General features: G+C 53.2%; 22 protein-coding genes and 2 pseudogenes. 11 read left to right on the forward strand and 13 right to left on the reverse strand.

Annotated features, from left to right (window positions below):
* Nucleotides 1–74 precede the first annotated feature (74 nt).
* Complete coding sequence (locus FO014_RS02975; RefSeq protein ID WP_160027704.1) at nt 75–710, forward strand: flavin reductase family protein; 636 nt, start codon at nt 75–77, stop codon at nt 708–710.
* Between the two features lie 16 nt (nt 711–726).
* Here the strand turns inward: FO014_RS02975 and FO014_RS02980 are convergent, their stop codons facing one another.
* A complete protein-coding gene (locus FO014_RS02980) occupies nt 727–2,580 on the reverse strand; it encodes a M3 family metallopeptidase (RefSeq protein WP_160027706.1) in 1,854 nt (617 codons plus the stop codon).
* 62 nt (nt 2,581–2,642) lie between these two features.
* Nucleotides 2,643–3,596, reverse strand: a complete 954-nt coding sequence (ybiB, locus tag FO014_RS02985) for a DNA-binding protein YbiB (RefSeq protein ID WP_160027708.1) — start codon at nt 3,594–3,596, stop codon at nt 2,643–2,645.
* A 167-nt stretch (nt 3,597–3,763) separates the two neighbouring features.
* Here ybiB and FO014_RS02990 point away from each other — a divergent pair, with 167 nt between their 5' ends.
* The 3 genes from FO014_RS02990 to FO014_RS03000 all read left to right on the forward strand — a co-directional run bounded on the left by FO014_RS02990 (nt 3,764) and on the right by FO014_RS03000 (nt 7,239).
* On the forward strand, nt 3,764–4,693 hold the full coding sequence (locus tag FO014_RS02990; RefSeq protein WP_160027710.1) for a LysR family transcriptional regulator: 930 nt from the start codon (nt 3,764–3,766) through the stop codon (nt 4,691–4,693).
* A gap of 166 nt (nt 4,694–4,859) precedes the next feature.
* Nucleotides 4,860–6,029 carry an MFS transporter gene (locus tag FO014_RS02995; protein WP_160027712.1) on the forward strand — a complete coding sequence of 390 codons (1,170 nt, stop codon included), beginning with the start codon at nt 4,860–4,862 and terminating at the stop codon, nt 6,027–6,029.
* A gap of 409 nt (nt 6,030–6,438) precedes the next feature.
* Nucleotides 6,439–7,239, forward strand: coding sequence for a histidine phosphatase family protein (locus FO014_RS03000; protein ID WP_246168068.1), 801 nt, complete (start codon nt 6,439–6,441; stop codon nt 7,237–7,239).
* Between the two features lie 165 nt (nt 7,240–7,404).
* On the opposite strand, the gene FO014_RS03005 is transcribed toward FO014_RS03000, so the two are convergent.
* Nucleotides 7,405–8,286 (reverse strand): LysR family transcriptional regulator, encoded by an 882-nt coding sequence (locus FO014_RS03005; RefSeq protein ID WP_241967382.1) that lies wholly within the window; start codon nt 8,284–8,286, stop codon nt 7,405–7,407.
* 90 nt (nt 8,287–8,376) lie between these two features.
* Here FO014_RS03005 and FO014_RS23905 point away from each other — a divergent pair, with 90 nt between their 5' ends.
* Nucleotides 8,377–8,580, forward strand: coding sequence for a hypothetical protein (locus tag FO014_RS23905; protein ID WP_246168069.1), 204 nt, complete (start codon nt 8,377–8,379; stop codon nt 8,578–8,580).
* Nucleotides 8,556–9,332: an NAD(P)H-dependent flavin oxidoreductase gene (locus FO014_RS03010; protein WP_246168070.1), complete on the forward strand. Its 777-nt coding sequence runs from the start codon at nt 8,556–8,558 to the stop codon at nt 9,330–9,332. Before FO014_RS23905 ends, FO014_RS03010 begins: the two co-directional genes overlap by 25 nt.
* 106 nt (nt 9,333–9,438) lie before the next feature.
* Here FO014_RS03010 and trpS read toward each other — a convergent pair whose 3' ends face one another.
* Both trpS and FO014_RS03020 read right to left on the reverse strand, forming a co-directional pair.
* Complete coding sequence (trpS, locus tag FO014_RS03015) at nt 9,439–10,443, reverse strand: tryptophan--tRNA ligase (RefSeq protein WP_160027714.1); 1,005 nt, start codon at nt 10,441–10,443, stop codon at nt 9,439–9,441.
* A gap of 303 nt (nt 10,444–10,746) precedes the next feature.
* Complete coding sequence (locus FO014_RS03020) at nt 10,747–11,679, reverse strand: LysR family transcriptional regulator (RefSeq protein ID WP_105230329.1); 933 nt, start codon at nt 11,677–11,679, stop codon at nt 10,747–10,749.
* An 87-nt stretch (nt 11,680–11,766) separates the two neighbouring features.
* On the opposite strand from FO014_RS03020, the gene FO014_RS03025 reads away from it, so the two are divergent.
* The gene (locus FO014_RS03025) at nt 11,767–12,246 is read left to right on the forward strand and encodes a GNAT family N-acetyltransferase (protein ID WP_105230328.1); all 480 of its coding nucleotides are present in this window, start codon (nt 11,767–11,769) and stop codon (nt 12,244–12,246) included.
* 146 nt (nt 12,247–12,392) lie between these two features.
* On the opposite strand, the gene FO014_RS03030 is transcribed toward FO014_RS03025, so the two are convergent.
* The 4 genes and pseudogenes from FO014_RS03030 to FO014_RS03045 all read right to left on the reverse strand — a co-directional run.
* Nucleotides 12,393–13,754 (reverse strand): NosD domain-containing protein, encoded by a 1,362-nt coding sequence (locus FO014_RS03030; RefSeq protein ID WP_160027716.1) that lies wholly within the window; start codon nt 13,752–13,754, stop codon nt 12,393–12,395.
* A 240-nt stretch (nt 13,755–13,994) separates the two neighbouring features.
* On the reverse strand, nt 13,995–15,416 hold the full coding sequence (locus FO014_RS03035; protein WP_105230326.1) for a glycoside-pentoside-hexuronide (GPH):cation symporter: 1,422 nt from the start codon (nt 15,414–15,416) through the stop codon (nt 13,995–13,997).
* Between the two features lie 108 nt (nt 15,417–15,524).
* A complete protein-coding gene (locus FO014_RS03040; protein WP_160027718.1) occupies nt 15,525–16,535 on the reverse strand; it encodes a LacI family DNA-binding transcriptional regulator in 1,011 nt (336 codons plus the stop codon).
* A 495-nt stretch (nt 16,536–17,030) separates the two neighbouring features.
* Nucleotides 17,031–17,285: pseudogene (locus FO014_RS03045) on the reverse strand (SDR family oxidoreductase); the annotation flags it as partial.
* Between the two features lie 179 nt (nt 17,286–17,464).
* Here FO014_RS03045 and FO014_RS03050 point away from each other — a divergent pair.
* Nucleotides 17,465–19,603 carry an AAA family ATPase gene (locus FO014_RS03050; RefSeq protein ID WP_160027720.1) on the forward strand — a complete coding sequence of 713 codons (2,139 nt, stop codon included), beginning with the start codon at nt 17,465–17,467 and terminating at the stop codon, nt 19,601–19,603.
* A 275-nt stretch (nt 19,604–19,878) separates the two neighbouring features.
* On the forward strand, nt 19,879–20,145 hold the full coding sequence (locus FO014_RS03055) for a hypothetical protein (RefSeq protein ID WP_160027722.1): 267 nt from the start codon (nt 19,879–19,881) through the stop codon (nt 20,143–20,145).
* A 172-nt stretch (nt 20,146–20,317) separates the two neighbouring features.
* Here FO014_RS03055 and FO014_RS03060 read toward each other — a convergent pair whose 3' ends face one another.
* Complete coding sequence (locus tag FO014_RS03060) at nt 20,318–21,208, reverse strand: oxidoreductase (protein WP_160027724.1); 891 nt, start codon at nt 21,206–21,208, stop codon at nt 20,318–20,320.
* 56 nt (nt 21,209–21,264) lie between these two features.
* Nucleotides 21,265–21,636: pseudogene (locus FO014_RS03065) on the reverse strand (EamA family transporter); the annotation flags it as partial.
* Between the two features lie 311 nt (nt 21,637–21,947).
* Between FO014_RS03065 and FO014_RS03070 the strand changes: the two are divergent.
* Complete coding sequence (locus FO014_RS03070; protein WP_160027726.1) at nt 21,948–23,174, forward strand: GIY-YIG nuclease family protein; 1,227 nt, start codon at nt 21,948–21,950, stop codon at nt 23,172–23,174.
* 170 nt (nt 23,175–23,344) lie between these two features.
* The gene (locus FO014_RS03075) at nt 23,345–23,755 is read left to right on the forward strand and encodes a tautomerase family protein (RefSeq protein ID WP_111737490.1); all 411 of its coding nucleotides are present in this window, start codon (nt 23,345–23,347) and stop codon (nt 23,753–23,755) included.
* 145 nt (nt 23,756–23,900) lie between these two features.
* On the opposite strand, the gene FO014_RS03080 is transcribed toward FO014_RS03075, so the two are convergent.
* Both FO014_RS03080 and FO014_RS03085 read right to left on the reverse strand, forming a co-directional pair.
* Nucleotides 23,901–25,217, reverse strand: a complete 1,317-nt coding sequence (locus tag FO014_RS03080; protein WP_160027728.1) for a c-type cytochrome — start codon at nt 25,215–25,217, stop codon at nt 23,901–23,903.
* Nucleotides 25,218–25,227: 10 nt separating this feature from the next.
* A complete protein-coding gene (locus FO014_RS03085; RefSeq protein ID WP_160027730.1) occupies nt 25,228–27,000 on the reverse strand; it encodes a GMC family oxidoreductase in 1,773 nt (590 codons plus the stop codon).

The following is a 27,000-nucleotide window of genomic DNA, read 5'->3' on the forward strand; positions in this document are numbered from 1 at the left end:
CGGGAAACGCGCCAGAATAAAGGGGTTTTTATCCGTCAGGATGCCGCCATTCAGCCCGGGAGGGCACAGACAGCATGAGCAGTGAATCACGTTATTACTATGAACCCGCCGCCGGCCACGGCCTGCCGCACGATCCGCTGAACGCCATTGTCGGGCCGCGCCCGATCGGCTGGATCTCTTCCGTCAACGCCGACGGACAGCGTAATCTGGCGCCCTACAGCTTCTTTAACTGCTTCAACTACCGGCCGCCGATCATCGGCTTCGCCAGCTCCGGCTGGAAAGACAGCGTGGCCAATATCGTGGAAACCGGCGAATTCGTCTGGAATCTGGCGACCCGCCCGCTGGCCGAGGCGATGAACAACAGCTCGGCGTCGCTGCCGCGTCACGAGGATGAATTCGCCTTCGCCGGCCTGACGCCGCTGGCCGGCCGCAAGGTCAAGGTCGACCGGGTGGCGGAAAGCCCGGTGCACTTTGAGTGCCGGCTGAGCCAGTGCATCCAGCTGCAGAGCGCGGCCGGCGACAAGGTCGATACCTGGCTGGTGCTGGGGGAAGTGGTGGCGGTGCATATCGAGCGCGCGCTGCTGGATGAGCACGGCGTCTACCAGACCGCCGCCGCACAGCCGATCCTGCGCGCCGGCGGCCCGACGGCGTACTACGCCATCGAGGAAAGCCACCGTTTCGATCTGGTGCGGCCGGACGCGCTGAAGTAGCGCGCCCGCGCGCCGCTTACGAGCGTTCCTCTATCGCTGCGGCAAAGTCGCGGCACATCTGCGCGTCGCCGTCGGCGTTATCCGCCAGCACGCGATCGCCATCCACCACGCGGATATGCGCCTGCAGATTGAAATCCGCCGCCGGCTGCGGACGCGCCGCCGCCGCGGCCATCGTCTGCTGCGCCGCCTGCCAGGCCTGCTCCACCGTCTGGTTGCAGGCCGTCGCCAGGTAGTCCGGGTTAAAGCCTTCGCCGGTCAGGCTGCGCAGGGTGTCGTCGTGGCTGACGCTGTTGCCCGGCAGCCAGTAGTGATGCGCCAGATCGGGGCCGATGGCCGGGTTATCGGTCAGGTAGCCGTCACGCTGCAGGAAGAAGTGGCGCGTCTGCTCTACCGCCATCAACGCCAGCAGGTAACCCTGATACGAACAGGCCGACTCCAGCGACAACAGATGCGGAATTACCAGCGTCGGGCGCGGACTGCCGCTGACCCCGAGGATCCGCTGCTCAACGTCGCGCGCCAGCTGTGCTATCTCCTGCGGCGTACGCTGCGCGTCATCCCACTGATACAGCGCCCACTCAAAGTAAGGCACCAGCAGAATATGACGTTCGTTAAAGGCGCGCATCGGCTGGCGCGCGTCGATGCCGGCCTTGATTAGCGCATCCGGCACCGCCTCGCCGGCGGCGTTTTTCGCATAGCGCTTCAGCCAGTCGGCGTCGTCCAGCAGGCTGTCGCAGAACATCGACTGGGTTTCCGCATAGGCCATCGACGTGGGCGGAAACTCCTGCGAGAAGCACGGCGCGTTCTGCGCGATATTGGCAAAATGCGCCGCATGACCGCCCTCGTGGAACAGGGTATTCAGGCCGTAGGCGCCGCTGCCCACCTGCCCCGGCTGCGCCAGGCTGGTGAAGTTAATCTGCGCCGGCAGCCACTGCCCCTGCTGCACGAACGGCGGCACCGGGCCGTGCATAAAGCCGTTTTCGTATTTGCCCGGCCGCACCAGCAGGTCCAGATTCAGCGCTGCGCCGCGGAAACTGATATGCAGCCGCTTGAAGCTGTTCACCCAGCGCTCCAGCGACTGCGAGAACGGAAAGTAGGGATCGAGCTGCCGCGTAACGTCGCCGGCGCTGGCAAAGCGGATGTTCCACGGCTGCAGCGCCTGTTCGCCCTGCTGCTGCGCCAGCTGCCGCAGGCTGTGCGCGTTAGCCTCGCGGGTCTGCTGCTCAAAGCGGTCGAGAATGGCGAACAGCTGTTCCGGCGTCATGCGCTCGGTTTTATTCACCTTGTAATCGAAGTAGTTGCGGTAGCCCATCTGGCGCGCAAAGCGGTTGCGCAGGCCGATCAGTTCCGGCAGGCCGTTGTGCAGCAGCCACTGTTCCAGATCGCGCAGCGCGTCCTGTGAACTGCGTCGGTACGCCTCATTTTCGTTGGTCGCCTGATTGGTCAGCAGCTCGCCCAGCGACGCCGCCACCCGCTCGCCCTGCGCGTTCAGGTGCGTGACCGGATAGGCTTTGCGACGATCGAACAGATCGGCCTCGGCGGCGATGATCTGATCCAATAAATTCTGCGCCTCGGGATCTTCCACCGCGTTGCAGTCAAAGAAACGCAGCCAGCCGTTCAGGCCGTGCTGCAGCGCGCGCAGCGCCTCGCTTGGCGTTTCCTCTTCCAACTGCGCCAGCAGCTGACGGATTTCCGCCAGGCGGCGCGGCTCGCCGATAAAGCGCTTATAGGCGCTTTCCGCCGCGGTAAAGCGCGCCGACACGTCATCGGCGCCGGTGCCCATATACTGCTGCCAGAACAACGCCTCCTTGGTCTGGTGCACCTGCAGATAGTCCTGATTTAACTGATTAAAGTAATCGAGAGCCTGTTGCATAACCGTCCTTTCCTGTGGCGAAGCGGGACACGCCCGCCCCTGAGGTGAAAAGCAAAATGGCGTTACGCCAGCCGCGCCAGCCCTTGCTCCAGCGTCGCCGCCTGCCCGGTCGCCACCAGACAGCAGGCCACCTGCAGCGCCAGCGCCTGCGGGATCGCCACCTCGCCGGCCAGGCAGCGCTCAATCCAGCGCGCGGTGGTCTCCGCGTCTTTCGCCGCCGGTAAGGCCGGCGTTTCATTCAGCGCCGGACGCTCCAGCAGCACGCGCTGTTCGCCGTCGGCGATAAAATGAATCTGCGGGCAGCGCTGCGGGTTGGCGTAGGCCTCGCCTTCGGTGCCGTGCATCAGCAGGCCGCGCGCGCCGATCTGGCGGAAAAACGAGCCAACGCGATCCACGTATTCCGGGTGAGAGACGCTGGCAAGGCGCAGCACGTCATGCTCGCCGAACGGCGTCGCCAGCTTGGCCAGCGTATGGGCGCTGTTGCGCACCCCCATGCGCCAGCGTAAACCGAGCTGACGCTCCAGCGCCGGCGACAGCGCGGTCACCGGCATAAATACCGCCTCGCCGCCATCAAGCTGCTGCTGCGCCGTTGCGGCGTCCGCGGCGGCCTTGATCCCCAGCGCCTGAAAGATTTCCCCGCTGGTAACGCGCGTGGCATCGTCCACCACGCCGTGCACCACCACCGGCAGCCCGACCCGCGCCAGCAACAGCGCCAGCAGCGGCGTCAGGTTGGCCTGCTTGCGCGCACCGTTGTAGCTCGGCAGCACCACCGGCATCGGCCGCCCCGCCGGCGGCTGCAGCTGCGTCACCTGCTGCTGCATCGCCTGGTAAAAGCCAAGCATCTCCTCTTCCGCCTCGCCCTTGATGCGCAAAGCGATCAGCACGCCGCCCAGTTCCAGCTCCGGCACCTCGCCGGCCAGCATCGCCTGATACAGCCGGCGCGCCGTTTCCCGATCCAGACTGCGCGCGTGCAGCTTGCCGCGCCCTATTTCTTTGATAATTTTGCTGTAATCCATAAGGCTTTCCTTCAATGCGATAATAATTAGCATACGCTATCTGCCGTCGTGCTCAACCTCATCCCAACACTCCGGCAGTGGCCGGCGCGTTGTTTACGCACTGACTCAGGCCTGGTATAGAATTACACATCGATAAATGCGTTATTAACCACTCCTGAGTCAACATTATGTCTACCGGATTTACAGCAGAATCCCTGCGGGGCATTACACATTTTGTCATTACGGCAAAATCGAGCAGTTTTACTGAAGCCGCAGAGCAACTGGGCATTACAAAGTCCGCGGTCGGTAAAAGCGTGGCCAGGCTTGAGGCGCGGCTGGGAACGCGACTGTTTCACCGCTCCACGCGTAAACTGAGTTTGACCAGTGACGGGGAAGCCTATCTCACAAGCTGCCTTTCGGCGCTGGAAATCCTGGACTCTGCGGAAAACACGCTCAGCAAACGTCAGGACAACCCCGCAGGTACCGTCCGGATAGATATGCCGGCGTCATTTGGCCGGAACCTGATGATGCCGGTACTGCTTGAGCTGATTAGCCGTTATCCGGCTCTGCGACTCGCTCTGACTTTTAACGATCGTCTGATCGATCCGGTGGAGGAAGGCGTTGACCTCGTGCTGCGCCTGGGAGAACTGCAGAGTACCGATGCGTTGATCGCCCGTCGCCTGGGCCGGCAGCGCCTCATACTGTGCGCCTCTTCCGCTTATCTTGAGCAGTACGGTGTGCCCGGGGACACGGAGGCGCTAAAAGCGCACAGCTGTATTATGGGCTACCGGCGGGGAGCCCCCCTTGCCTGGCGGCTGCGCCCGGCGGGAGGACGAGAAGTGAAATTTATCTCTGCTGCGGCGCACCAGATCAGTGACGGAGACGCCATGCTCCAGGCCTGCCTGGCGGGAGCGGGTATTGCGCAGTTTCCGGAGTCGATGGTGAAGAGTCATCTCAACGCAGGCAATCTCGTGACGGTAATGGCGGATCATATGCCCGACCCGGTTGAGCTTAACGTCATCTGGCCCCGAACCCGGCATCTTATTCCCAAGGTGCGGATCATCGTTGATGAACTGCTTACAAAATCTTCTGAGGGGTATTTTGGCGACCTGAAGTAGAATTTTTGTCAACGCTCAGGCGATTTCAGAGCTGTTTATCAACTTTCGGCAAACTTATATTCTGACTGCCCTGCTGCCACTGCGGCGCCCACCCGGTTTTTGCCGGAGGCCGGCCCAATGATAACGGGCAGCTTAACGTAAATATTTTACTGACAGGATATGTGTTATGCCATTTGCTCTCTGGGCTCTGGCGATAGGTGCATTCGGTATTGGTACCACTGAATTCATTATTGCCGGCCTTCTCCCCGTGATCGCCACCGATTTTAACGTCAGCATTCCCGTTGCCGGCAACCTGGCTACGTCCTACGCGCTGGGGGTGTTTGTCGGGGCGCCGGCCCTGATTATTCTGGGCTCCAGAGTACCGCGTAAAGCCATGCTGGTCTTCCTGATGGCGTTATTTGTCGCCGGTAACCTTGTTACGGCATTTGCGCCCACGCTGGGCATCGCCATTTTGGGCAGAGTGATTACCTCCATGACCCACGGTGCATTCTTTGGTATCGGCTCGATCATTGCGGCAGATATGGTTACCCCCTCGAAGCGCGTGCGGGCCATCGCCTTCATGTTTATGGGCCTGACCGTAGCCAACCTGATCGGCGTGCCCGCCGGCACCTGGATTGGGCAGCACCTTTCCTGGCGTGATGCCTTTATGGCGATCGCGGTCATTGGCATCGTTACCGTTATCAGCATTGGTATGCTGATCCCGCACCAGCCCCGTCCGCAGAACCATAACTTCGCCCATGAGTTTAATGCCTTCAGAAACGTCAATGTGCTGCTTGCCATGGGCATTACCGTCTTCGGGCCGGGCGCGTTCTTTACCTCCATAACCTATATCGCCCCCATGATGACGGAACAGGCCGGTTACAGCGAAAGCAGCCTTGCCGGGCTGATGCTGCTGTTCGGGCTGGGGCTGTTTGTCGGCAACCAACTGGGGGGCAAATATGCAGACCGTGCTCTGATGCCGATGCTGTATATCACGCTGGCGGCCCAGGCCATCGTGCTACTGATTTTTAACTTTACGACCCACAATCAGGCAATGTCGGCCGTCTGTATTTTCCTGATGGCCGCGTTCGGCTTTGCGACCGTTTCTCCGATCCAGAAACTGGTGATGGATAAAGCACGGGCAGCGGGTGCGCCCACGCTGGCCGCCGCCGTTAACATTGGCCTTTTCAACCTTGGTAACGCCATTGGCGCCTGGCTGGGCGGCGCCGTTATTGGCGCGGGTTTCGGCCTGCAGTCGCCTAACTGGGCGGGTGCAGGACTTTCCGTCGTTGCGCTGATCTTGGCCGTATTATCCGGCCTGACGGACAAAACCGGGCAAACGGCAGAGCTGCATTAATCGAGTCGCACCGCTGGCCAGTAACAGCGTCTTAATCACTTACTGGCCAGAACGGGTATACGCAATTGCGCTGAACGTTACCCATCGGGTGCTGACGGAACCGGTTTAAAAGCGGTCTTGTGTAAAATTAACGCATACCGTTGTAGCTCACCCACAATAATCACTTGTCAAAATTGTTTAAATAAAATGAAGTTGAGGGAAATGCCTTAAGACTAAATAGCACGCTCATCGCTGAAACAGATCGCCATAAAGAACACCACGTCATATTTATTACGCGCCAGCTCCCCACGCGATAACGGGAGTAATTATGGATTTACATCGACGCATTCATTTTTGTGATCTCAGTTGCAGCCCTCTGTAATTCATTATTTTATATTACATTTTTATGACAAACATCCAGGATATAACAATGAAAAAAACAGCATCTGTTCTGGCAACGTTAATGTTGCTATCGGGTTCGGCCATGGCACAGCTACAGGATAATGGCAAAGGCAGTGTGGATATCTATTTCGTCCGCCACGGCCAAACAATATTTAACCTGTATGACCGCGTTCAGGGATGGTCAGATACACCGCTGACGCAAGAAGGCGAAAAAGTGGCCCGTCAATTCGGCGCCGGCAGCAAAGACATCGGTTTCAAAAAATACTATTCCGGCGATCTTGGAAGACAGCGGGAAACATTATCGTTGATCATGCAAAGCCAAAACAGCCAGGCGGCTCCTAAAGAACTTAAAGCATTACGCGAAGTATTTTTTGGCGGCTTCGAAGGCTTACCCAATAACGAAATGAATACGGCGGCAGGTAAAGCGCTGGGCTTAAAAAGCGATAGTGCAATGACTGAACTGCGCCAGCAAGGGAAAATGTCTCTGACAGAACTGGCGGATGCTATCAGTAAGGCTGATGAGAAACATGATGCTGAAACCGCAGGCCAGGTCAGAGACCGTATGCAATCGGCGCTGGGCATGATGGTCAAAGATGCGCTTCAGCACCATGATAAAAATGTATTGGCCGTATCCTCCGGGATGTCTATCGGTATTATGATTTCAGATATGACGAACGATCCGCTGAAAAATAAAGGGATGGGGAATGCGGCCGCCGTCAAAATAGAATACCGCGATGGGAAGTATCAGGTTAAAGATATCGGGGATATGCGTTATGTCGAAGCCGGGAAAAAAATTATCGACGCCGCCGACGCCAAGCGTTCCCATTAAATAAACACCGAGCCGGATTGCTCATAGCGCGTGGGCCCGGCATGCTGCCTCGGCCATCCGCCGGCGATCTTGTCTGTCACACGCCATGATAATGCCTGAAGGCACAGCACCTTCAGGCAACGAATGGAGCGGCGGTCATAGCGAACGGACATCGTTGTTGCAACGCTACTTCAGCTTTCCCACCCACTCAGCACAAAAATCCAGATAAGCCCGCACAAGTGCTGAAGGATGTTTATGGCGGGCATAGATAAGGTGTAACGGCAGGGTTTGTTTGACCGTCCCAGGTAAAAGCTGCACCAGCTCCCCGCTTTCCAGCCAGGGCCTGGCTGAAAAATCCAACAGTTGTGAGACGCCCATGCCACTCAAGGCATAATGAATCAATGCCTGTGCATTATTGGTGGAAAAGAATGGCTCGTATTTGACCTTTTCTGAGCCAGAGTCCCATTCAAAAAAACCATGGTTCAGACTTTCCCAGCCGGCAACGGGCAACCGGGCCATTTCAGCCAGCGTCTTTGGCGTGCCGTAACGCGCTAATAGTTTGGGGCTTGCCACAAACAAGGACTCTACCGTCATGACAGGTTTGGCAATCACATCATCGATATTTAAGTTACCCATTCTGAGCGCCACATCGACGCCATCCTCAAACAAATCGACGACTCTTTCACTTGAATGACAAAATACTTTTATATCGGGATAACGCTGCTGAAATTCGAGCAGTAAATCCCACCAGAGTGAGAAGTTAGGAGGGACAGACAGACGTAATTTGCCCTGTAACTTGTGGGCTGAGGTTACCGATTTTTGTGCATCCTCCAGCAGCTCGACGCCCAGACGCGCCTGTTCAAAGAACTGTTGTCCTTTATAGGTTGGCTTAACCCCATGCCTCGACCGTTCCAGGAGCTGTACGTTTAACGCCTGCTCAAGCTCATTGATTTTTCGGCTCAGGGTTGAGATCGGCACCCCCATTCTGTCACTGGCCGCAGAAAAACTGCCTGCATTCACCACCGCGATGAACAATTTCGTTGCGTTAAAGTCCACTTTACTTTCCATATTTGGAAATCATGTGTTCATTTTTGGTGATTCCATTCCATTTTGCAAAGGGTAATATTTCACCTGTCTGATTTTTACCAAGGTTGAATAATGAATAACCGCATCACTGAACGTTTGCATATCCGCTATCCGTTCATACAGGCCCCCTTGTATTTTCTGACCAATGCTGAACTCGTCGCTGCCGTTTCAAACGCCGGGGGCTGGGCACGCTGGGGCCACACGCCGGGCAAGACAGCCTGCCCGGCTCGCGTTATGTCGCACTGGATCGCATGCGCGAGGAGATCAGAAAAGTAAAAAAACTGACGGAGAACCCTTTTGCCGCAACGTTAATTAACGGACCTGATATGAGCTTCTGGCGAGCAACCGCAGAAATGCTGGTTGAAGAAGGCGTGGAGGTGGTACTGATCAATGAAGTGCTGGACGCTGAAATATATGACTTTTTTAAAAGTCACCGCATAAAAATGCTTTACCGTGCCCTGACGCCCACTATCGCCAATTCACAAGAGGCAGAGAAATTAGGGGCCGACATCATCATTGCAACCGGTTTTGACGAAGGGGGCACCGTGCCATCCCGCGTGACGGGGACGTTCAGTATCGTGCCAATGATCGCGGATAGCGTAAAAATCCCGGTCGTTGCCGCCGGCGGTATAGCTGATGTGCGGGGTGTGCGTGCCGCCATGGCATTGGGGGCGGAAGGAGTATTTGCCGGCAGCCTGTTTTTGACGGCCCAGGAAAACCCCGCAGATGAGAAAGTCAAACGCCTGATTGTAGAGTCGAGCGCTGAAGATCTGCTGCTTTTCCGTACGCTGCCGGCGTATTACCGCACCCTGCCCACCACTCTGAGCCCGAAACTGGCAGAATTAGAAGCGCAGGGCACCGACCGTGAAACCATGTTTAAGGTAATGAACGGATACCACTCTTTGTGGCAGGCCATGCGGCTCGGCAATTTTGATCAAGGGGTCGTCTCCACAGGCACGGGTATTTCCGTCATCAAATCGGTTCGTCCGGCCGCAGAAATCGTTTCCGATCTTATGCAAGACTTTTAAGGCAGCGTCCGCTTTGCGAAAAGCGGGCCTTTACGCTCCCTCACATCGCCAGCATTGAGCCGTCTCACCACTATTCAGGCGCCTGGCTAAACGGCTCGACTCACACTCAGAATACCGGCACGCCCAGCCCCCGCTTCACTTCCTGTAAGGTGCGCTGCGTGACGTCATGCGCCCGCTCGCTGCCCTGTTTCAACAGTGCCATAAGCATGCCTTTGTCCTGAATATAAGTCGCACGCCGCTCGCGCATAGGGGCAATCAGCTCCTGCAAACACGTCTCCAGCTCATTTTTGCATGCCCGATCCCCCAGTCCGCCCCGTTGATAATGCGCTTTCATCTCTGCGACTTTCGCTTTATCCGTGTGAAACGCATCCAGATAGGTGAATACCATATTGCCGGTTATCTGCCCCGGATCGGTCACCTTTAGGTGTTTTTCGTCGGTGTACATTGCGCTAACCGCGCGGTGGATGGTCTCCTCGCTGGCGGAAAGAAGCAAAGTATTGCCCAGCGACTTGGACATTTTGGCGTTGCCGTCGATCCCCGGCAGGCGGCCGGTGTCGCTCAACATGGCCTTGCAGTGGCGCAATACCGGTTCGGGAAACAGGCTGTTCATCTTATGCACGATTTCGTTGGTCTGTTCGATCATCGGTAATTGATCATCACCGACGGGAACCCTGCTGGCCTTGAAGGCGGTAATATCCGCCGCCTGACTGATGGGATAGACCAGAAAGCCGACCGGTAATGAACGGGCAAAACCTTTCTGTGCAATCTCATTTTTTACCGTTGGATTGCGCTCCACGCGCGCCACGGTAACGATGTTCATATAAAGCGCGGTCAGTTCGGCAAGGGCGGGCAGCGCGGATTGCAGACAAATGGTCGTCAGCGAGGGATCGATACCCGCAGCGAGATAATCGGCCAGCACTTCGGGAATATTGTCCCGAATTTTTTGCGGATTGCTGCCATTATCTGTCAGCCCCTGGAGGTCGGCGATCAACACAAACTGTTGATAATCATGTTGCAGGGCCACACGCTGGCGCAGCGAGCCGACAAAGTGGCCCAGATGCAGCGGGCCGGTTGGGCGATCGCCGGTAAGAATAATGGTTTGGTCATTCATATAAGACTCCTTAAGCCTCAGGCCGAAAAGGGGTCTTATCAAAGCAAATAACCGCCCTTTCGGCGGTTATTTGAAAATGGGGAATACACATTCAGGCCGCCTTTAAGAAGGCAGCCACCACAGGTTATGACTGAAAACGCTGATAACGTGTTTTGTATTCATCATCCGAACTTATCATGACTGGATATAGGCGTAAAGTGACCGGAGATGCTCTATCTTTTAAAGCCGCCAGTTCGTTGCGCCCAGACACGCCGCTTCCGCGACCAAACGACTCACGCCCGGTGCCCCACAGACTTTCCGCATTCACCGCCCTGCGTTAACCTCTTGCGCCAGCATCTGCAGTTTCTCTTTCAGCCAGTTCGTCGCGCCGCGCTTACCGCTCCGTTTATGGGAATAAATCTTCACTTCAAACGGGCGTATCGCAAACGGTAATGCAAAAATCCTGATATCCGTTGCCGGCATCAGCGTCTCTGCGGCAAACCGGGGAATCGCCATCAGCAGATCGCTTTGCGCAACGATAAACGGCGCGCTGAGCATCGATGGCGTTTTGATCGCTATCTGCCGCGTATAGCCCATCTGCTCAAGCTGTAAATCCAGCACGCCCCGTTTCTCATTCCAGGGCGTCACCACCAGATGCCGGGCGGCGAGATAATCCTCCAGCGTCAGCCGTGTCCGACGGGTGTTGCTGATGACAACATACTCATCTTCAAACCAACCGATCTCTTCCAGTTCTGGATGGCGGATATCATCCGGCGTGCTGAACCCAAGCGCCAGATCCACTTCGCCCGCCAGCAATTCCGTCAGCGCCGGGCTGTGCGGCAAATAGAGTAGCTCAAAGCGCAGACCGGGCGCTTCGTGCTGCAGTTGCTGCATCAGGACGGGGAAAATACACAACGCGGTAAAATCCGTAATCGCAATTTGTAAACACTCCGTACTGGCGGCGGCGGCAAACTCCGGCGGCGGCGTCAGTTCCTGATTGAGGAATTTCAGTGCCGAAGCGATAGAAGGTGCGAGCTGCGTGGCATATACGCTGGGGCACATACGGTGGCCTTCGCGGTAAAATAACGGATCGTTGAGGGCGATACGCAGCCGCGACAGCGCATGGCTCAGCGCCGATGTGCTCATCGCCAGTTCATCCGCCGCCAGACGCACGGAACGGTGACGATAAACCGCGTCAAAAACCGGCAGAAGGTTTAAATCAAGACGCCTCAGCGCCGGATGCATAATATTCATCATTGGGTGATTTCATTGCACTTAATTCTTCTGACAATACCCCTTATGCTTAGCGCCATCAATGTCCCCCGCAGAGAGAACAGGAAACCCATGAGTATCACGATTCGTCAGGCCCGCCCGGAAGATGCTGCCGCCATTTACGCCATGATCTATGAGCTGGCGGTGTATGAAAAAGCCCCGGAAGAAGTGGTCACCACGCCGGATGAAATCCGGGAAACCCTTTTTGGCGCAGGCAGTAACACCGAAGCGTTGATCGGTGAGATGGAAGGTAAAATCGTCGGGTATGCCGTTTTCTTCACCAGCTATTCCACCTGGCTCGGACGTAACGGTATTTATATGGAAGACTTGTATATTTCCCCTGACTATCGCGGCCAAGGTGCGGGCAGCGCGCTGCTGAAGCATATCGCGCAATGCGCGGTGAAACGGCAGTGCGGCCGCCTTGAATGGAGCGTGCTGGACTGGAACCAGCCCGCCATTGATTTTTACCAGAGCATCGGCGCGCTGCCGCAGTCCGAATGGGTACGCTATCGCCTTGATGGTGAAGCGCTGCTGAAATTTGCCGAATCGTAAGAACGGTGCGGCAATAAAGTCCCGCAGCGGGAAGCGTGTTCGGACTTTGCTATTTTTATAAGCCGTTGAGAGCGGGCGCACCGCCCGCCTTTTTGAGAAAGTTTGCGCTGCTTTTCAGGCTCCCGTATCCGTACGGACAACTCCCATTAACAGCTCTGGCCCGGAACGGGAGTGGCCCTGAAGGCATTCACCGCCCTGTCCAGCACGACCTGAGCCTCACCGCCTGAATCCAGGACAATATTTTGCCGGGACTCTTTTTCGATCCGCACGGTGATGACATCAAGCGCTGCCAGTCCGTCAGTCGCCAGCAACGCGCTTACCTGCGTGGAGAAACAAGCACTTGCGGCCGCATCATGGGCTTGTGACGTTTCGGTGGTGGCAACGATATGATTATCTGAAATATGATTCCCCTGCCCGGACACCACGCGGATTATCACCGGGGTGGCGCCTGACGGGGTAATATACTGGGTATCTATAGTCTCCGATATATGATTGGCAATAATCGAATTATTGTCGCCACTGATATAAAGGAGTCCGTATAAATCATCCAAGCCGTTGTTGTAAGCCTGCATCGGAGCCCAGGGTTCGCGCTCACGGAAGAAATGGTTGGCCGACACCAGGTTTTCTGCGCAGTTGTCTTCAAAGACCAGCATGCCCGGATAAAATGAATGGAGCCGATTATTGCTGACAGAGGAACGCACTACGCCGGAAAAATGAATGCTGCTTTTTCCGCGCGGGAAAATATTATTGGCAGTGATAAGCAAACCGCCAAAATTTTGTGCGTAAATGGAATATCCCCTGTAACCGGCACCGATGAGATTGTCGGTTATTTTCGATGCCTGCCCCGAGCCGCGCAGCTCAATGCAGTGGCCACATTCAGCAATGAAGTTATTATGTATCGCCAGCGCGTCAGCGTTATAAATAGTGACGCCATGCTCTAAATACACCAGCCCCATGCCGCTGATACGGAATGAATCCTGCGCACTGGCAATATAAATACCTGTTTTACCATTGAGATAGGTATTTTCAGGGTCGTCATTCCCTGAGCCATCGTCCACAAAGTGCAACCCATCAATACAGAAATCAGCAAACTCGACAGAACTTATCCGCGGGTCTCCGCTGCGTTCGATATAGAAGGCAGCCCCGGCAGACGCCTCCCCGCCTGCTGCCGGTTGCATCTCAACGAGTATGCGGCTGCCTCCCGGCCACACTTCGTGCCAGTTTTTCCATTCACTCTCCGGCGTATTAAAACGGATACTGGAAGAGGTGAAACCATGCCCGGAACCCATAATTTTCAGATAGCTGATATCTATCACCACTTGGGTAAGAAGAGGATAATCACCCGGTGGAATATAGATGACTGCACCGGGCTTTCCGCCGTTATTAATGTTGGCATCCGTTTGCCTGGCTTTAATATCTGCGATAATGCTATTAATGACCTCACCAATATCCTGATACGGATTCCCTTCCTTCCACTCGGTGACATCGTAATAGTTGCTACTCGACATGTGTTAAATCCTCCTGTGACAGTAATACGAAAAACATGCAGTGCGCGATGCGATCTCTTCGCGTAAGGCCAGTGATATTGAGGTAAGGTTCTCCGAGCGCCGCATGGCAGGCACTCTCATCCCGCCATGCGACCCAGACAATACGCATAATGATCCAGGGCCATGTTTATTTTGAATAACCCGCTTACTTTCAGATCTTGTTTCTTTTAGCCATACGTCAATACGCGGCGTTGCCTGACCTTAATGGACGGGAACATCTTTAAGCGCCTGCGGCTGAAGCGCACCCTTTTCCAGTTCGCGTTTGGCGAGATCGACTTTTATCTTTTCGATAAAAATGTTGTTCAACTTGAAGTAGCGCACCATAAATGCGCTGATAAAATAACTCACCATCGGCAGTAGCGAGAACATGATAATAATGCCCTGGATAGTTTGTGCATTTTGCTCCGGCTTATTGGCGATATAGCCGGTATATGACAATATCCAGGCAACGATCGCCCCGGCTACCGCCAATCCCATTTTCAGCATAAACAGATTACCGGCAAAAGAGATACCGGTCAGGCGCTTGCCGAACTTCCAATCGCCGTAGTCGTCAACGTCTGACATCATCGCCCACAGAATAGGGCCGGACTGGATTAAATGCAGGATATTAATGATCACGAAGAGCGTGAGCAGTGGCACCAGGGATTTCGGGTCGACAAACCACAGCGCGAAGGAAAGAATACCGAGAATAATATTAATATTTCGGAACAGCTTAACCTTATCAAAACGGTCGGTCAGCGGTTTGGCGATGACACTGCCCAGCATATTGCAGGCGACGCCGAGCGCCATAAAAAAGGTAATAAAGCCGACGGAAGCCTGCATCACGTAGGTCGCATAATAAATGGTGACAGCGCCACGAATGAACGCCGGAAAAACATTCAGAAAGGTAATTGAAATCATCAACAGCCATTGGTCGTTTTTAGCGATATCTTTCAGGTCTTTCATTAACGAGTCGTTGGACTTAATCGAAACAACGCGCTCTTTAATACTGGAAAAACAGAACAGGAACATCAGCGTCGCGGCACCACCCATGATCATCATCGTCAGCTGAAAGCCGGATGCGCGATTGCCGTTACCCAGCCAGTCGGTTAACGGCAAAATGGAGGAAGAGACAATAAGCGTCGCCAGGCCATTCAGAAAGAAACGCCATGACAAACAGCCCAGCCGCTCCTGTTGGTTCAGTGTAATCACGCCCGCTACCGAGCAATAGGGAATATTGATAGCGGTATAAATCAACGACATAATCAGATAAGTGAGCCAGGCATAGATGATTTTTCCGTTCATGCTCAGGTCGGGCGTGGTGAACATCAGTATGGCGCCCAGGCCAAATGGCACCGCCATCCACAACAGCCAGGGACGGAATTTACCCCATCGACTTTGTGTACGATCGCAAATCGCCCCCATGATCGGATCGCTGAAGGCGTCAAAAATACGGATCACCAGAAATAATGTTCCTACGACGCCGGGAGCCAGCCCATAGACATCGGTATAAAACCATGTCAGATACAGCGCCAGTACGCTCCAGATCATACAGGATCCGGCGTCACCCATACCGTAACCGATCTTTTCTTTCAGACGCAGCTTTCCGTAAGCGCTTTGCTTTTCCATGGCAGTCGCAGACATAAAATCACCTCAATAGTGCCCGGTCATAAAATTTAGACGCTGGTTATTATCACCAGAGTCAGTGCTGGTAATAAATTTCCAACAACATTAAATGGAGACATGCAGATATTAAAGCGTCGTAATATTAATAGTCACGCTACTCTCGCGGATAATCAGCCGGGAGACAATTTCATACATTTCGATGCTCTCCTGTTTTTTCTCGTTATTAACCATCTGAAATGCCAGATGTGCGATTTCTTTTATCGGCTGGGCAACGCTGGTTATCCCTTTCGTTTGCGCCAGCAAGGTATTATCGAAACTGGCAATAGCAATATCCTGAGGTACAGCCACGCCTTTTTCTTTTAACCCGTCGATAATATAACTGGCGGCAACGTCATTATAGACCCAAAGAGATGTGCACACATTTTTCCGGGCAGACAGCTTTTCGATAACCTCATCCAGTATACCGATATGGCCAGATGTTTTTTCCCCTTCACCTTTCGCTATCCAGAATTGATTTTCTTTAGCCAGATTTAACCCCTGCCCGGTAATCTTTTTACTCCAGGCGTAAACCTTGCGATTATCGACACCTTCCTGGGCAACAAAGCCAAATGTGGTATGCCCGCTTTGTATGAAGTGTTCCGCGATACTTTCCGCACCTTTACCCTGGTTAATAGAGACGGAATTAAAAAAGCGTGAAACCTGTGTCACCACCGCAACCGGAATATGGGTGGCGGTTAACCACTCCGAAAGTTCGGCCTCTGCTTCTGTCGGAACCCACAGCAAACTGTCGATCCCCATACCAATTAAAGCGTGGATGATCTGCTTATCCTGCAGAGGTTGATTCTGGTGGGTCTTAACGATCACCGACTTTCCAATGTACCTTGCTTCCTCTTCAAACGTCGCCAGTAACTCGCAAAAGTGAGGATTGACAAGGTTTGGCACAACCACGGCAATCAGCCCGGAACATTTACCACTCAACTGAAACGCGCTCTTACTTGGCACATAACACAGGAAATCCATTGCATCACGTACTGCTTGACGTGTTTCCGGCATCACACTGGGGTGGTGATTCAACACTCGTGATACGGTAGCAGTAGAGACCCCCGCTTTTTTTGCTACGTCCTTAATCGATGCCATGTTAATGAGATGCGTCGTTTAACCATGGCGTCACTATAAATTGTGATGAAGGTCAAAAATGTAAGCCAGTTCACATGTTGCCGCGTTACATGAATCCGCGCTTAGTCGCGCAATTCAGCTTGGGGTGCCGCCGCTTATCCAGGCACCCAGGCTGTGTTGAGGAGCGGCCACAGCTTCGCAGCCCAATGATGAAGTCAGCTTCTGGCACAAAACCGCCGTCGAATCGCTCTTGGTCTGCTATGAGCGAGGAGCAGAAGTTGGCGCACAGCAGCCGTTCTGACCAAAACTCGTCATTAGAAGGAAGTTATGCGCAAATGTTGTTGACGATGGTGAAGTGATTTGCAAACGGTCGCTATGTTTTATGAGATGATAAAATCCACCAGGGATGGCTGGAGCAGTACTGTGGGCAGTCACACTGTGAAGTTAAAACTGCGTTACGCTAGCCGTCCATTGAAAATCCGTCGCCTCGGAGGAATTGACGGGGTGATATCAGCTTTAAATCTGTGCCATACCGCCGTCAACAAACAGTTCTATGGCATTGGTAAAACTGGCGGCATCAGAAGCCAGAAATGCAAAGGTTTTGCCGACTTCCGCTGGCTCACCAATCCGGCCCAACGGAACCTGTGCTGCCAGTGCATCAAACAAGCCCTTACGCTCTTCCTCGGCAACCAGTCCCCCTAATCCAGGCGTTTTGACCGGACCCGGACTCACGACATTCACCCGAATACCACACCCCTGCAAGTCCAGCGCTCATGAGCGAGCTACTCTCTATAAAACAACTGCTCTGGCGCTGCGGTATCAAGTACGACTGACGGAGTGCTTTACCCAAAAATGAAACAGTGCTTATATGTACTGGCTTCAGCTTAAATAATTAATAGGGCCTACAATACACGGGGCCAACTCAGTGTCTTTGCCGTAAAGGATTAGGTATGGAAATTGAAATTAATTGCTGTAATAACATCGATAAAGCAAATATCACTCTGGCAGAAAAAAAATTAAATATTAAATTTGCGCCTAACGGCACCGGAAAAAGCACCATTTCACGCGCGATTCAGTGTACGGTAAATGGGGATGAACAGGGGCTCAATGACTTGCTTCCGTTTAGATACCGTGGTTCTAATCCCGATGCAGTACAGCCCGGGGTAACTGGTGTCGATGGCTTACAAAACGTCATGTGCTTTAATGAAAAATATGTCGATCAATTCACTTTTCAACCAGACGAGTTAGTAAGTAATAGTTTTGACATCTTCATCAAAAGTGAAGCGTATCATGAGACAGAACGCGAAATCGAAGCCATGGTCGCGGCCATACGACAGCAGTTTGCTGATAACGTCGAGCTTGAAGAGTTCATCACTCACCTGGGGGAACTCAGCGCCGCGTTTAAGCTGAGTAGCACCGGGATTGCAAAAACGTCTACTGGTATGAAAGGCTTATCAACCGGCAATAAGCTTCAGCACATTCCCGCCGGTTTGGAATCTTATAAGCCGTACATCCAAAGTAAAAACAGCGTAGAGTGGATCGAGTGGCAGACCCGGGGGTATGAGAAATTCTCCGCGCTATCCGACGGCTGCTGTCCGTTCTGTACTGGCGACTCTCGTGAAAAGGCCGAGCAGATTAGCCGCGTCAGCGCAGAGTATGATAAGGCCGTCATTAAAAACCTGATCGGCCTGATCGGCGTGCTAGATAAACTCGGCGAATATTTTTCAGAGCCTGCCCGCGCCCGCCTCGCTGATATTACAACCCTAAAAAGTGGGCTGGAAAAACAGCACGAAGAATATCTCGTGACAGTGAAGAAGCAGACAGACAGCCTGATAACTATGCTGAATACCCTTAAGACTCTTAACGGCTTTACGTTCAGCGCTTCAACCAACGTAAAGGCTGCACTGGAAGCCTGTCGCCTCGACGTGAAGTTTTTTCCGGAACTGCAGTCGGACAAAACGGCCCGCACCGTGGCCAGTCTCAATACCTCTTTAGACGACCTGACGGCGCAGGCCGGACGCCTGCAGGGTCAAATAAATAAGCAGCGTCAGGGCATGCAGAAACTGATCCTCAAGCATAAAACCGATATCAATACCTTCCTGGCTTACGCTGGCTATCGTTATCAGGTGGATATCACGGGGGAAGGTGATAAATGCCGGCTGAAACTGCGCCACGAAGACTTTGACGGGTACGTTAGCGGCGGCAGCCAGCATCTCAGTTACGGTGAACGCAACGCCTTTGCCATCGTTCTGTTTATGTATGAATGCCTAGCCAAGAAACCAGGCATGATCATTCTTGACGACCCGATTTCATCGTTTGATAAGAACAAGAAATTTGCCATCCTGGAGATGCTGTTTCGCCGCAATACCGGTGAGTGCCTGAAAAATGAAACGGTACTGATGCTGACTCACGATGTTGAGCCTATTATTGATACGCTGAAGTCCGTCAGGAAGCTGTTCAGTAATCTGGTTACGGCCTCACACTTGCGCTACAGCGCAGGTTGCATCACCGAGCAGCTCATCGGTGAAAGTGATATCCGCACTTTTGCCCAGATCTGCCAGTCTGTCACTGACTCTGATAGTGAAGACATCATCAAGCTGATCTATCTTCGCCGACATTATGAAATTATGGACGACCTCGGTGATGCCTATCAGGTGCTGTCAAACCTGTTTCATCACCGTGAAACGCCCATCGACACCCGTGAACCCGTTGTGCAGGGAGTGGGACATCCTGAAATGTCCGCAGAAAAAGTTGCCAGCGGTTGCCAGGCAATCGCCGAGCGCATACCCGGCTTTGACTACCAGGCCACTTTCGCGCAGCTCACCGAACCGGAACGTATACGAGCGCTTTATCTGCTCTGCCGTAATGGCTACGAGAAACTACAGGTGTTCAGGCTGCTTCAGACAGGACTCGAAAACGCAGTCATACGTAAATTCATGAACGAGACCTACCATATTGAAAATGAATTTATCTGTCAGTTGGATCCTGCCCGGTTTGATCTCATTCCTGAATATGTCATCAGGGAGTGCGACGCGCTTATACTTCCTCCTCCACCTGTAAAGGACGATGCGCTGGAAGAAATTGCCTGACCTGTCGGAGGCGCAAGTGTATTAATGTGCTTCAGTTTTCAGTGCGGCGTCAGTCGGGGCCAATAACCGCCAGCAGGCGATTACGGTCTGTTACCCGGACCGTTTTCCCCTGCCACAGCGACCTGATGAGCTTGCGGGCCTCACGGCTTAGCCTGACATTTAGAGTGCTGACCGTACCAAGGTAACGCCACCTCCAGGGAGCAGGCATGGGACATGCTCTTGCACGGTAATCGGACACATTACTGTAAGCCATTCCATCATAAGGATGGTAAACAATGAACCATCCTGAAATTCACGTCAAAGACTGGATTGATGTGGCCAATCATGAGTGTGCGGTGCAACGGTTTCTTCCTCCAGGAACTCCCATCGGCGTCTGTACTGTTGTTCTGAATAAAACCAAACCGACCACCCAGATCGCTGGCTGGAACGGCGAAAAGTGGTACTTCATGCCCAGCCATGACTTTGATGGCTATGCAGATGAGTATGATCCCTGTGTACGTGAACTGAAACGGGGCCGTCACTGCCCCCACGAGGCAATGTAGTGCAACTGCGTTTAGGCCAGACCACACGTCACAACACAAGGGCTGCGTTCTGATGTTGACCATAACGCATAGTGATAGAGTAATGTCCGCTCCTGGCACACAGCCGCCCCCCAAGCGGAATAATACCCACTCTGCCATAATTCAACGGGTCGCCGTCTAATCCCCCGACGCTTCAGCCCGGCCCCTCGCTTCCTGCTGCCAGCAGCGGCACCAGCACGTCGCTGATCGGCGTGGGGATCCCCTGCTCGCGGCCATAACGCTGTATCACGCCGTTGCGGATATCCCACTCCAGCGGGCGGTTGGCCTGTCGGTCAGCCAGTATTGAGGTGCCCAAATCCGCAGGGGCGCGATGAAAACGCTCCACGATCTCCTGCGGAACGTTATCGCTCAGTGATGCGCCGTGCGCACGCGCAACGGCCAGACACTCGCGCAGATAGGCCAGCGCCAGTTCGGTGATATCCTCCCGGGCGAACATCCCGGCACGGCGATTAGCCAGCACCATCAGGCCCGCGACCGCGTTCTGCAACAGCTTGCGCCATGCGACGGAGACAAAATCGGCGGACAGTTCAACCGCACAGCCTGTGCCGCCGAGCACATCCGCAAATCGTTGCGCCTGCGGCACATCGGGCAGCGTAAGACGCGGTTTTTCACGCAGCCATACGGAGGCATCCGGCTCGCGCTGCGCCGGGAACCACACGACCGAAGGCAGCACCCGGGCGCCGTTGACGTAGGGCGTCAACTGGCTGGCCTGCTCGACGCCGTTTTGCAACGCGCAGACGACGGTATGTTCGTCGCACAGCGCGGCCAGCCAGCCGGCGCAGTCAGCAACCTGGGTGGTTTTCACCGCGACAAACACCAGATCGAACGGATGGCGGATCGCCGCCGGATCGCTCAATACCGGCCCGGGCACCACGACTTCCCCCTCATCGTGACGCAAAATTAACTGCGGATGCGCGCTACGCCCGCAAAGGACCGGCGTTCGGCCAGCCTTATGCAGTAACGCGGCGATGGTGGTGCCGATAGCACCCGGCCCGAGAAGGGCAAGCGTGGGATGGTCAGACATATGGCGTTCTCCTGATTTGATTAACCTATCATCAGCGTGCCGGCGACAATGAGCGCTCACGCCAGCATTTTTTTCAGCGTTAACGCTTCGCCGAGAAACAGATAGCCCAATACGGCGGCAAACAGCACGCTGGTTTCACGCAGCGCAGAGACGGCGCCCATCGGTGCGGCCGTCATGGCGTAAATGATGATGCCATTAGCAAGCAGCGAAACCAGACCGCCTGCTGCCGCGTGGAGCATGCCGGGCCCGCCGGTGCAGTAAGCTCTTACCGTCGCGCAGCACGATATAAAGCAGCGGTATCAACACTCCCCATAATGCGCTCATCCACACGGTATAGGCGAGCGCGTTGCCGGACACGCGCACGCCCATGCCATCCACCACGTATAGGCAGCGATAAAAACGCCCGTTGCCAGGGTATAGCGCAGGCCCCAGCTCTCCGCCAGATTTTTCAACTGATGGCGACCCGTGATCACCGGCATCAGTAACGGCTGCTGACGCCCTGCGTTTCTCGCCTGACGGCTGTTATTTATGATTTAACCATGGTGAATTCACAATAATGTATTAATAAACAGAGGGAAAATATACAGAACAGTATAGATTCCTGAGGCCTATCAGCTCATCCCCATGCAGAGAATTGAATAGACAGTGGCCGGAAATTTTTCACAAGACATTTCCCCCTGCGTTGGTTGTGGTATATTTCTGCCGCCACTATTACAACCGACACAAGGAGTAAGTTTTCATGGAGGCGCTGTACCCAAGTTTGATCATTTTTGGTTTAGGTGCTTTTTTAGCCTGCCTTTTAACATATAAATACCTTCAAAAAATCCACACCCGAAAGATTGATAACATTGAGAATAATCACAGAAGATTACTTAATGATGAAATAAGCGAAAAAGAAGATGTCATTGAGAAATGCAAAAAAAATGACATCCTTAGAGAAGCCGAACACGAGCGATTAAAAAACGAGCTCAATGCTGTTATTGAAACAAACCGCGTAAAGAGTAAAGCGATATTCGATAAAGCCGTGGATTATGCGTTCGACTTCGAAAAGCACTTCCTTGCACAACATCAGACAGCCCAAGCGGAGATACAAAAAGTACTCGATGACAGTTACCGCTATAAAAGAAAAACCCTATTGGCTTCGGTAACGTTAAAGAACTTTGAGAAAAAACTTGCCGATATCAGAAAAGAAAAATCTATCTATCAGACGCTCATTGCGAAATATGACTTTTTCGAGCTTCGCGATCACTCTGACTGGAAAACGGTTGAAAAAAAATTTCGCGATAAGGTTCTGGCACTTCAGGAGGCCCAGGATGAACGCGATGCTCAGAATGAACTGAAGCGACAGATGCGCGAGGAACGCCAGAGAGCGGAAGAGCTTGAGCGCCAACAGCAGGAAGCAGAAGCCAAAGAGCAAGAGCTCGAAGCCCGGCGTAAGGCTGTTGAAGATGCTCTCCAGGCTGCGGATGAGGAACATCGTTTTGAGTTAGAGGAAACCCGACGTCAGCTGGAGCAGGAAATTGAAGATGTTCACAAGCAATACGAGCGTGCTAAATCCATGGCCCAAATGACGAAGCAGGGGCATGTGTACGTCATTTCAAATATCGGTTCTTTTGGTGAGAACGTTTATAAGATTGGCATGACGCGCCGGCTAGAACCACTCGACCGTGTAAGTGAGCTCAGTGGTGCTAGCGTACCTTTCGAATTTGATGTTCATGCCATGATTAGTTGTGATGATGCACCTGCTCTTGAGGCGGTACTTCATAATAAGCTGGGCAATGACCGAATGAACAAGGTTAATTTACGCAAAGAGTTCTTTAAAACCGATCTGGATAAAATCATTCAGTGTGTTGAAGAACATCATGGAAAGATTGAGTATGTTGCCAACCCGGCAGCACTGCAGTATTACCGCTCTTTAGAGCTTAACAATGAAGCCGTGAGTGAAAAAGAGCTTTCCATAGCTTGATTTTTCGCCTCTACGACCTGACAACAACCCGCCGCTGGGCGGGTTTTTTAATATCAGAGGGACTACAAGCACCTCGATACATTCCATTTTGATAGTGTATAAAAAATCAATAACCTATGGCGGTTTGTGTAGTAATGTATCCGATATAAACACCTGACTAAGGACATGTTATGCCTGGAATTACCCTGACGCTGTCTGGTTCAAAGAATCAAACATTAACCAAAGAATGTGTACTTTTAGCGACTCGGATCACATGTGATGTTTTAAACAAAAACAGCTTCGAAACCATGGTCATTGTGAGACATGTCGATGATGAGGACTGGTTCATTGATGGCAAAAGTCTGGCTGAATGGGGTAAAAATTCGTTCAGGCTTGAAGTGACCGTCGTGGATGAAACCTGCAGTAAAGACCAGAAAGCGGCATACCAAAAAGCAATTTACAACGCGATGGAGCAGGCAATCGGTAACTTACACCCCCAGTCGAACGTTCATATCATCGACTGTAAAGCGGCATCATATGGGTACACGGGGATCACGCAAGAGTATCGATACCAGCATAAAGACGAATTTTACAAAAAATAACGCTATTTATCGTGGCCTCTCCCGCAGTAACACGCAATTGAGGGAAAACCTATCCGGGCTGAAAAGATTTAAGCCGGATGTAATCTGACAGATACCAGCATAACCGGTGACTGTCAGATTAGATCGGCGTTAATACAGATAAATACTATTTTTTTCCGTGCATCGACTCACCCAGCCAAGGTTTGGCCTGCAGGTCTAAGCGGGCTTTCTCAATTTGCCGGGCAGAAACCGGTGCCGCCGCATTGCCCCAGCTGTTGCGAATATAGGTCATGACGTCAGCGATATTACTGTCTGAAAGCTTCTGCGAAAATGCAGGCATACCGGCAGCCGTCGGATTAGCATGCGTTAATGGCCCGTCAGTACCGTTGAGCACCACATTCACCAGGCTTGATGGATCAGGTGAATTGACCTGAGGATTACCAGACAGTGAGGGAATCATATTACGCACGCCAGAGCCGTTCGAGACATGGCACGCGCTGCATTGAGATTCATACACTTTTTTACCCGTCATCATGGCTGTATTGTCGCTGGATAACGGCGTTGGCGCCGGGGCCTCTGATGCGGGCAGCGCTTTTAAATATTGCGCAATGGCTTTCAAATCATCATCTGTCATGTACTGCGTTGAATTCTCAATCGCTTCGGTCATTGGGCCTGATGATGCCGTAATCTTGTTAGTGCCTGAACGTAGATAAGACACGATATCTTCTTCACTCCATTTCCCAAGGCCGGAATGAGGATTGGCGGTCAGATCCGGCGCATACCAACCTTGTAACGCTCCCCCCTGCAAGTAGGCAGAAGTATCTCCACCCAACAGGTTTTTGGCTGTGTGGCATGATGCACAATGCCCCGGACCATCAACAAGATAAGCACCGCGATTAAACTGCTCACTGGCTGTTGCCTTGGGCTCAAACACACGATCTTTAAAGAACAGCAAATTCCAGCCAGCCAGTGTCCAACGCTGGTTGAACGGGAAAGGTAACTGGTTTTCCACCACTTTATTTTTAACCGGCGGAATGGTTTTAATATACGCCCACAGGTCCGCTAAATCCTGGTCCGTCAGCTTGGCATAGGCATTGTATGGCATTGCGGCATACAAATACCCGTGTGAGCCAATACCGTGACGAACTGCACGGTCAAACTGTTCCTGAGTCCAGCCACCAATACCGGTTTCAGGATCAGAAGTGATGTTCGATGACAAAATTGCGCCAAACGGCGTATTAAGCCGATAACCACCAGCAAAAGGTTTCCCCCCTTCAGCCGTATGGCAGGCGGTACAATCCGACAGTCGCGAAACATACTCACCGCGTTTGATTTGTTCCTGCAGGGCAGACCCTGAAGAAATCTGTACCGTTTGAGGATAGCTTTTGTGCAGCCCGTACTGCACCCATGCGGTATAGCCAACCGCCCCCAGTACCGCCACTGACACGATCCCATAGGCGACACGCCGCATTTTCTTACCCATGATATTCTCCTTATCGCACCAGTGAACCCGGATTTTTCAGATAGTCATTAACGATGGCGTGAGCGGTCCATAGCGTGAGTGCACTGAGCGTAATCGTTGGGTTATACCCGCCGTTATTTGGGTAAGAAGACGCTCCCAGAACAAACAGGTTGTGCGCATCCCAATGCTGCTGGTAGCGGTTAAGTACGGACGTGGCCGGATCAAGCCCCATGACTGCACCACCAATGGTGTGCGAGCTGTCATAGGCACGGAAAGGAGAGTTATGCTTATCGGGGAAGGCTTCCGTCTCCCATGATGTGGCGCCAGATACTTTGCAGATATCCTCAATGCGATCGCGAATGAAACGCGCCATCAGTCTGTCGTTCTGGTTGTAGTCAAAGGTCAGACGCAGTAACGGCTGGCCATTCTCATCTTTATAGTTGGGATCAAGCGACAGATAGGAATCCCGGTGCGAGTAAGACGTGCCTTGCCCTTGAATTTTGGCATAGTTTTGGTAGCTCTTCTGGAACGTTTTTTTCCATGCGGAGCCCCACATTTTACTGCCTGGCGGCAGGCGATCCGTCATGCTCAAAGGTGTTCCCTGATCTGACAGCGCCTGAATCCCCGCCCCGCCAAGGAAACCTAAGCCGGAGTGATCAAAATTATCGCCGTTGAAGTCATCAATCTGCGTTGACAAGGCCCCGGTGGAAATGAACGGGTTCATATGTTCATTTTCATAATACAGGTAACCCATCGACATGGTCTGATAGTTGTAAGCGCGGCCTAGCGTCCCCTCCCCTGTTACAGGGTCGTAGGCTTTACCAATTTTGGACAATAACAACAAACGGACGTTGTCTAACTGATATGCCGACAGGCAGACAATATCGGCAGGCTGGAAGCCGGTATTACCGTCAGAATCACGGAAAGTCACCCCGGAGACTGTTTTGCCATCTTCCGCTTTATCGATATAAAGCGCGGTACATTCAGTCAGCAGTGTGAAGTTGGTCCGGTCCATAAGCGCAGGAATAACACACACATTAGGTGAAGATTTAGACCAGTTACCGCATCCGTAAAAGCCGCAGTAGCCGCAATACGTACATGGGGCGAGATTCACACCCAACGGGTTAGTGTAAGGTGCGCCAATGGTTCCGGCTGGGATAGGGAATGGATGGAAACCCATCTTTTCAGTGATCTGATGAAACTTGTCGTTCCAGTGGGAACGGATCAGAGGGGGCGTGGGGTATTCACTGCTGCGGCTGCCTTCAAATGGGTTACCGCCGCTCTGCGTGACCCCATTAATGACGCCGGCTTTACCCGAGATGCCCGCGATTTTTTCGACACGGTCATAGAATGGCTCCAGCTCGGCGTAGCTCACGCCCCAGTCCTGAACGATGAGACCATCGGCAAGTTTCATATTATGGTAGCGATCGCGCAGACGAGTAGCCATTTCAAAGTCAGAAGGGTTAAAACGCCAGGCATTGGCGGCCCAGTGCTTACCCGCTCCCCCAACGCTATACCCCATCTGGAAGGCATTCCAGTCACGCGCCGGCAGTGCTTTCTGGCTGCTGTCATTACGGAAGGTTAATGTTTCAACGCGAGGGGGCTTCAATATTTCACGTCGTACTCCGTAGCGCAGTTCATCAGCTGCAATAGCAGGAGAGAAATTGGTTTGCGTCTGCTCCCACGGGCCGCGTTCAATTGCGACAACATTTAATCCTGCCCGGGTCAGCTCTTCAGCCATAAGCGAGCCGGCCCATCCGAGGCCAATAATGACCGCATCGGCCTTAGGTCTGGTGTAATTCAT

The sequence above is a fragment of the Serratia rhizosphaerae genome (assembly GCF_009817885.1).
GTDB lineage: Bacteria > Pseudomonadota > Gammaproteobacteria > Enterobacterales > Enterobacteriaceae > Serratia_B > Serratia_B rhizosphaerae.

What these genes read in the sequence shown, in the direction of transcription:
- FO014_RS03030 (WP_160027716.1), bottom strand. Translation starts at nt 13,754, where the DNA reads ATGTCGAGTAGCAACTATTACGATGTCACCGAGTGGAAGGAAGGGAAT.
- FO014_RS03025 (WP_105230328.1), top strand. Translation starts at nt 11,767, where the DNA reads ATGAGTATCACGATTCGTCAGGCCCGCCCGGAAGATGCTGCCGCCATT.
- FO014_RS03020 (WP_105230329.1), bottom strand. Translation starts at nt 11,679, where the DNA reads ATGATGAATATTATGCATCCGGCGCTGAGGCGTCTTGATTTAAACCTT.
- FO014_RS03010 (WP_246168070.1), top strand. Translation starts at nt 8,556, where the DNA reads ATGCGCGAGGAGATCAGAAAAGTAAAAAAACTGACGGAGAACCCTTTT.
- FO014_RS03080 (WP_160027728.1), bottom strand. Translation starts at nt 25,217, where the DNA reads ATGGGTAAGAAAATGCGGCGTGTCGCCTATGGGATCGTGTCAGTGGCG.
- FO014_RS02990 (WP_160027710.1), top strand. Translation starts at nt 3,764, where the DNA reads ATGTCTACCGGATTTACAGCAGAATCCCTGCGGGGCATTACACATTTT.
- FO014_RS03050 (WP_160027720.1), top strand. Translation starts at nt 17,465, where the DNA reads ATGGAAATTGAAATTAATTGCTGTAATAACATCGATAAAGCAAATATC.
- FO014_RS02980 (WP_160027706.1), bottom strand. Translation starts at nt 2,580, where the DNA reads ATGCAACAGGCTCTCGATTACTTTAATCAGTTAAATCAGGACTATCTG.
- FO014_RS03060 (WP_160027724.1), bottom strand. Translation starts at nt 21,208, where the DNA reads ATGTCTGACCATCCCACGCTTGCCCTTCTCGGGCCGGGTGCTATCGGC.
- FO014_RS03040 (WP_160027718.1), bottom strand. Translation starts at nt 16,535, where the DNA reads ATGGCATCGATTAAGGACGTAGCAAAAAAAGCGGGGGTCTCTACTGCT.
- FO014_RS02995 (WP_160027712.1), top strand. Translation starts at nt 4,860, where the DNA reads ATGCCATTTGCTCTCTGGGCTCTGGCGATAGGTGCATTCGGTATTGGT.
- trpS (WP_160027714.1), bottom strand. Translation starts at nt 10,443, where the DNA reads ATGAATGACCAAACCATTATTCTTACCGGCGATCGCCCAACCGGCCCG.
- FO014_RS03035 (WP_105230326.1), bottom strand. Translation starts at nt 15,416, where the DNA reads ATGTCTGCGACTGCCATGGAAAAGCAAAGCGCTTACGGAAAGCTGCGT.
- FO014_RS03055 (WP_160027722.1), top strand. Translation starts at nt 19,879, where the DNA reads ATGAACCATCCTGAAATTCACGTCAAAGACTGGATTGATGTGGCCAAT.
- FO014_RS23905 (WP_246168069.1), top strand. Translation starts at nt 8,377, where the DNA reads ATGAATAACCGCATCACTGAACGTTTGCATATCCGCTATCCGTTCATA.
- FO014_RS03005 (WP_241967382.1), bottom strand. Translation starts at nt 8,286, where the DNA reads ATGGAAAGTAAAGTGGACTTTAACGCAACGAAATTGTTCATCGCGGTG.
- FO014_RS03000 (WP_246168068.1), top strand. Translation starts at nt 6,439, where the DNA reads ATGAAAAAAACAGCATCTGTTCTGGCAACGTTAATGTTGCTATCGGGT.
- FO014_RS02975 (WP_160027704.1), top strand. Translation starts at nt 75, where the DNA reads ATGAGCAGTGAATCACGTTATTACTATGAACCCGCCGCCGGCCACGGC.
- FO014_RS03075 (WP_111737490.1), top strand. Translation starts at nt 23,345, where the DNA reads ATGCCTGGAATTACCCTGACGCTGTCTGGTTCAAAGAATCAAACATTA.
- ybiB (WP_160027708.1), bottom strand. Translation starts at nt 3,596, where the DNA reads ATGGATTACAGCAAAATTATCAAAGAAATAGGGCGCGGCAAGCTGCAC.
- FO014_RS03070 (WP_160027726.1), top strand. Translation starts at nt 21,948, where the DNA reads ATGGAGGCGCTGTACCCAAGTTTGATCATTTTTGGTTTAGGTGCTTTT.
- FO014_RS03085 (WP_160027730.1), bottom strand. Translation starts at nt 27,000, where the DNA reads ATGAATTACACCAGACCTAAGGCCGATGCGGTCATTATTGGCCTCGGA.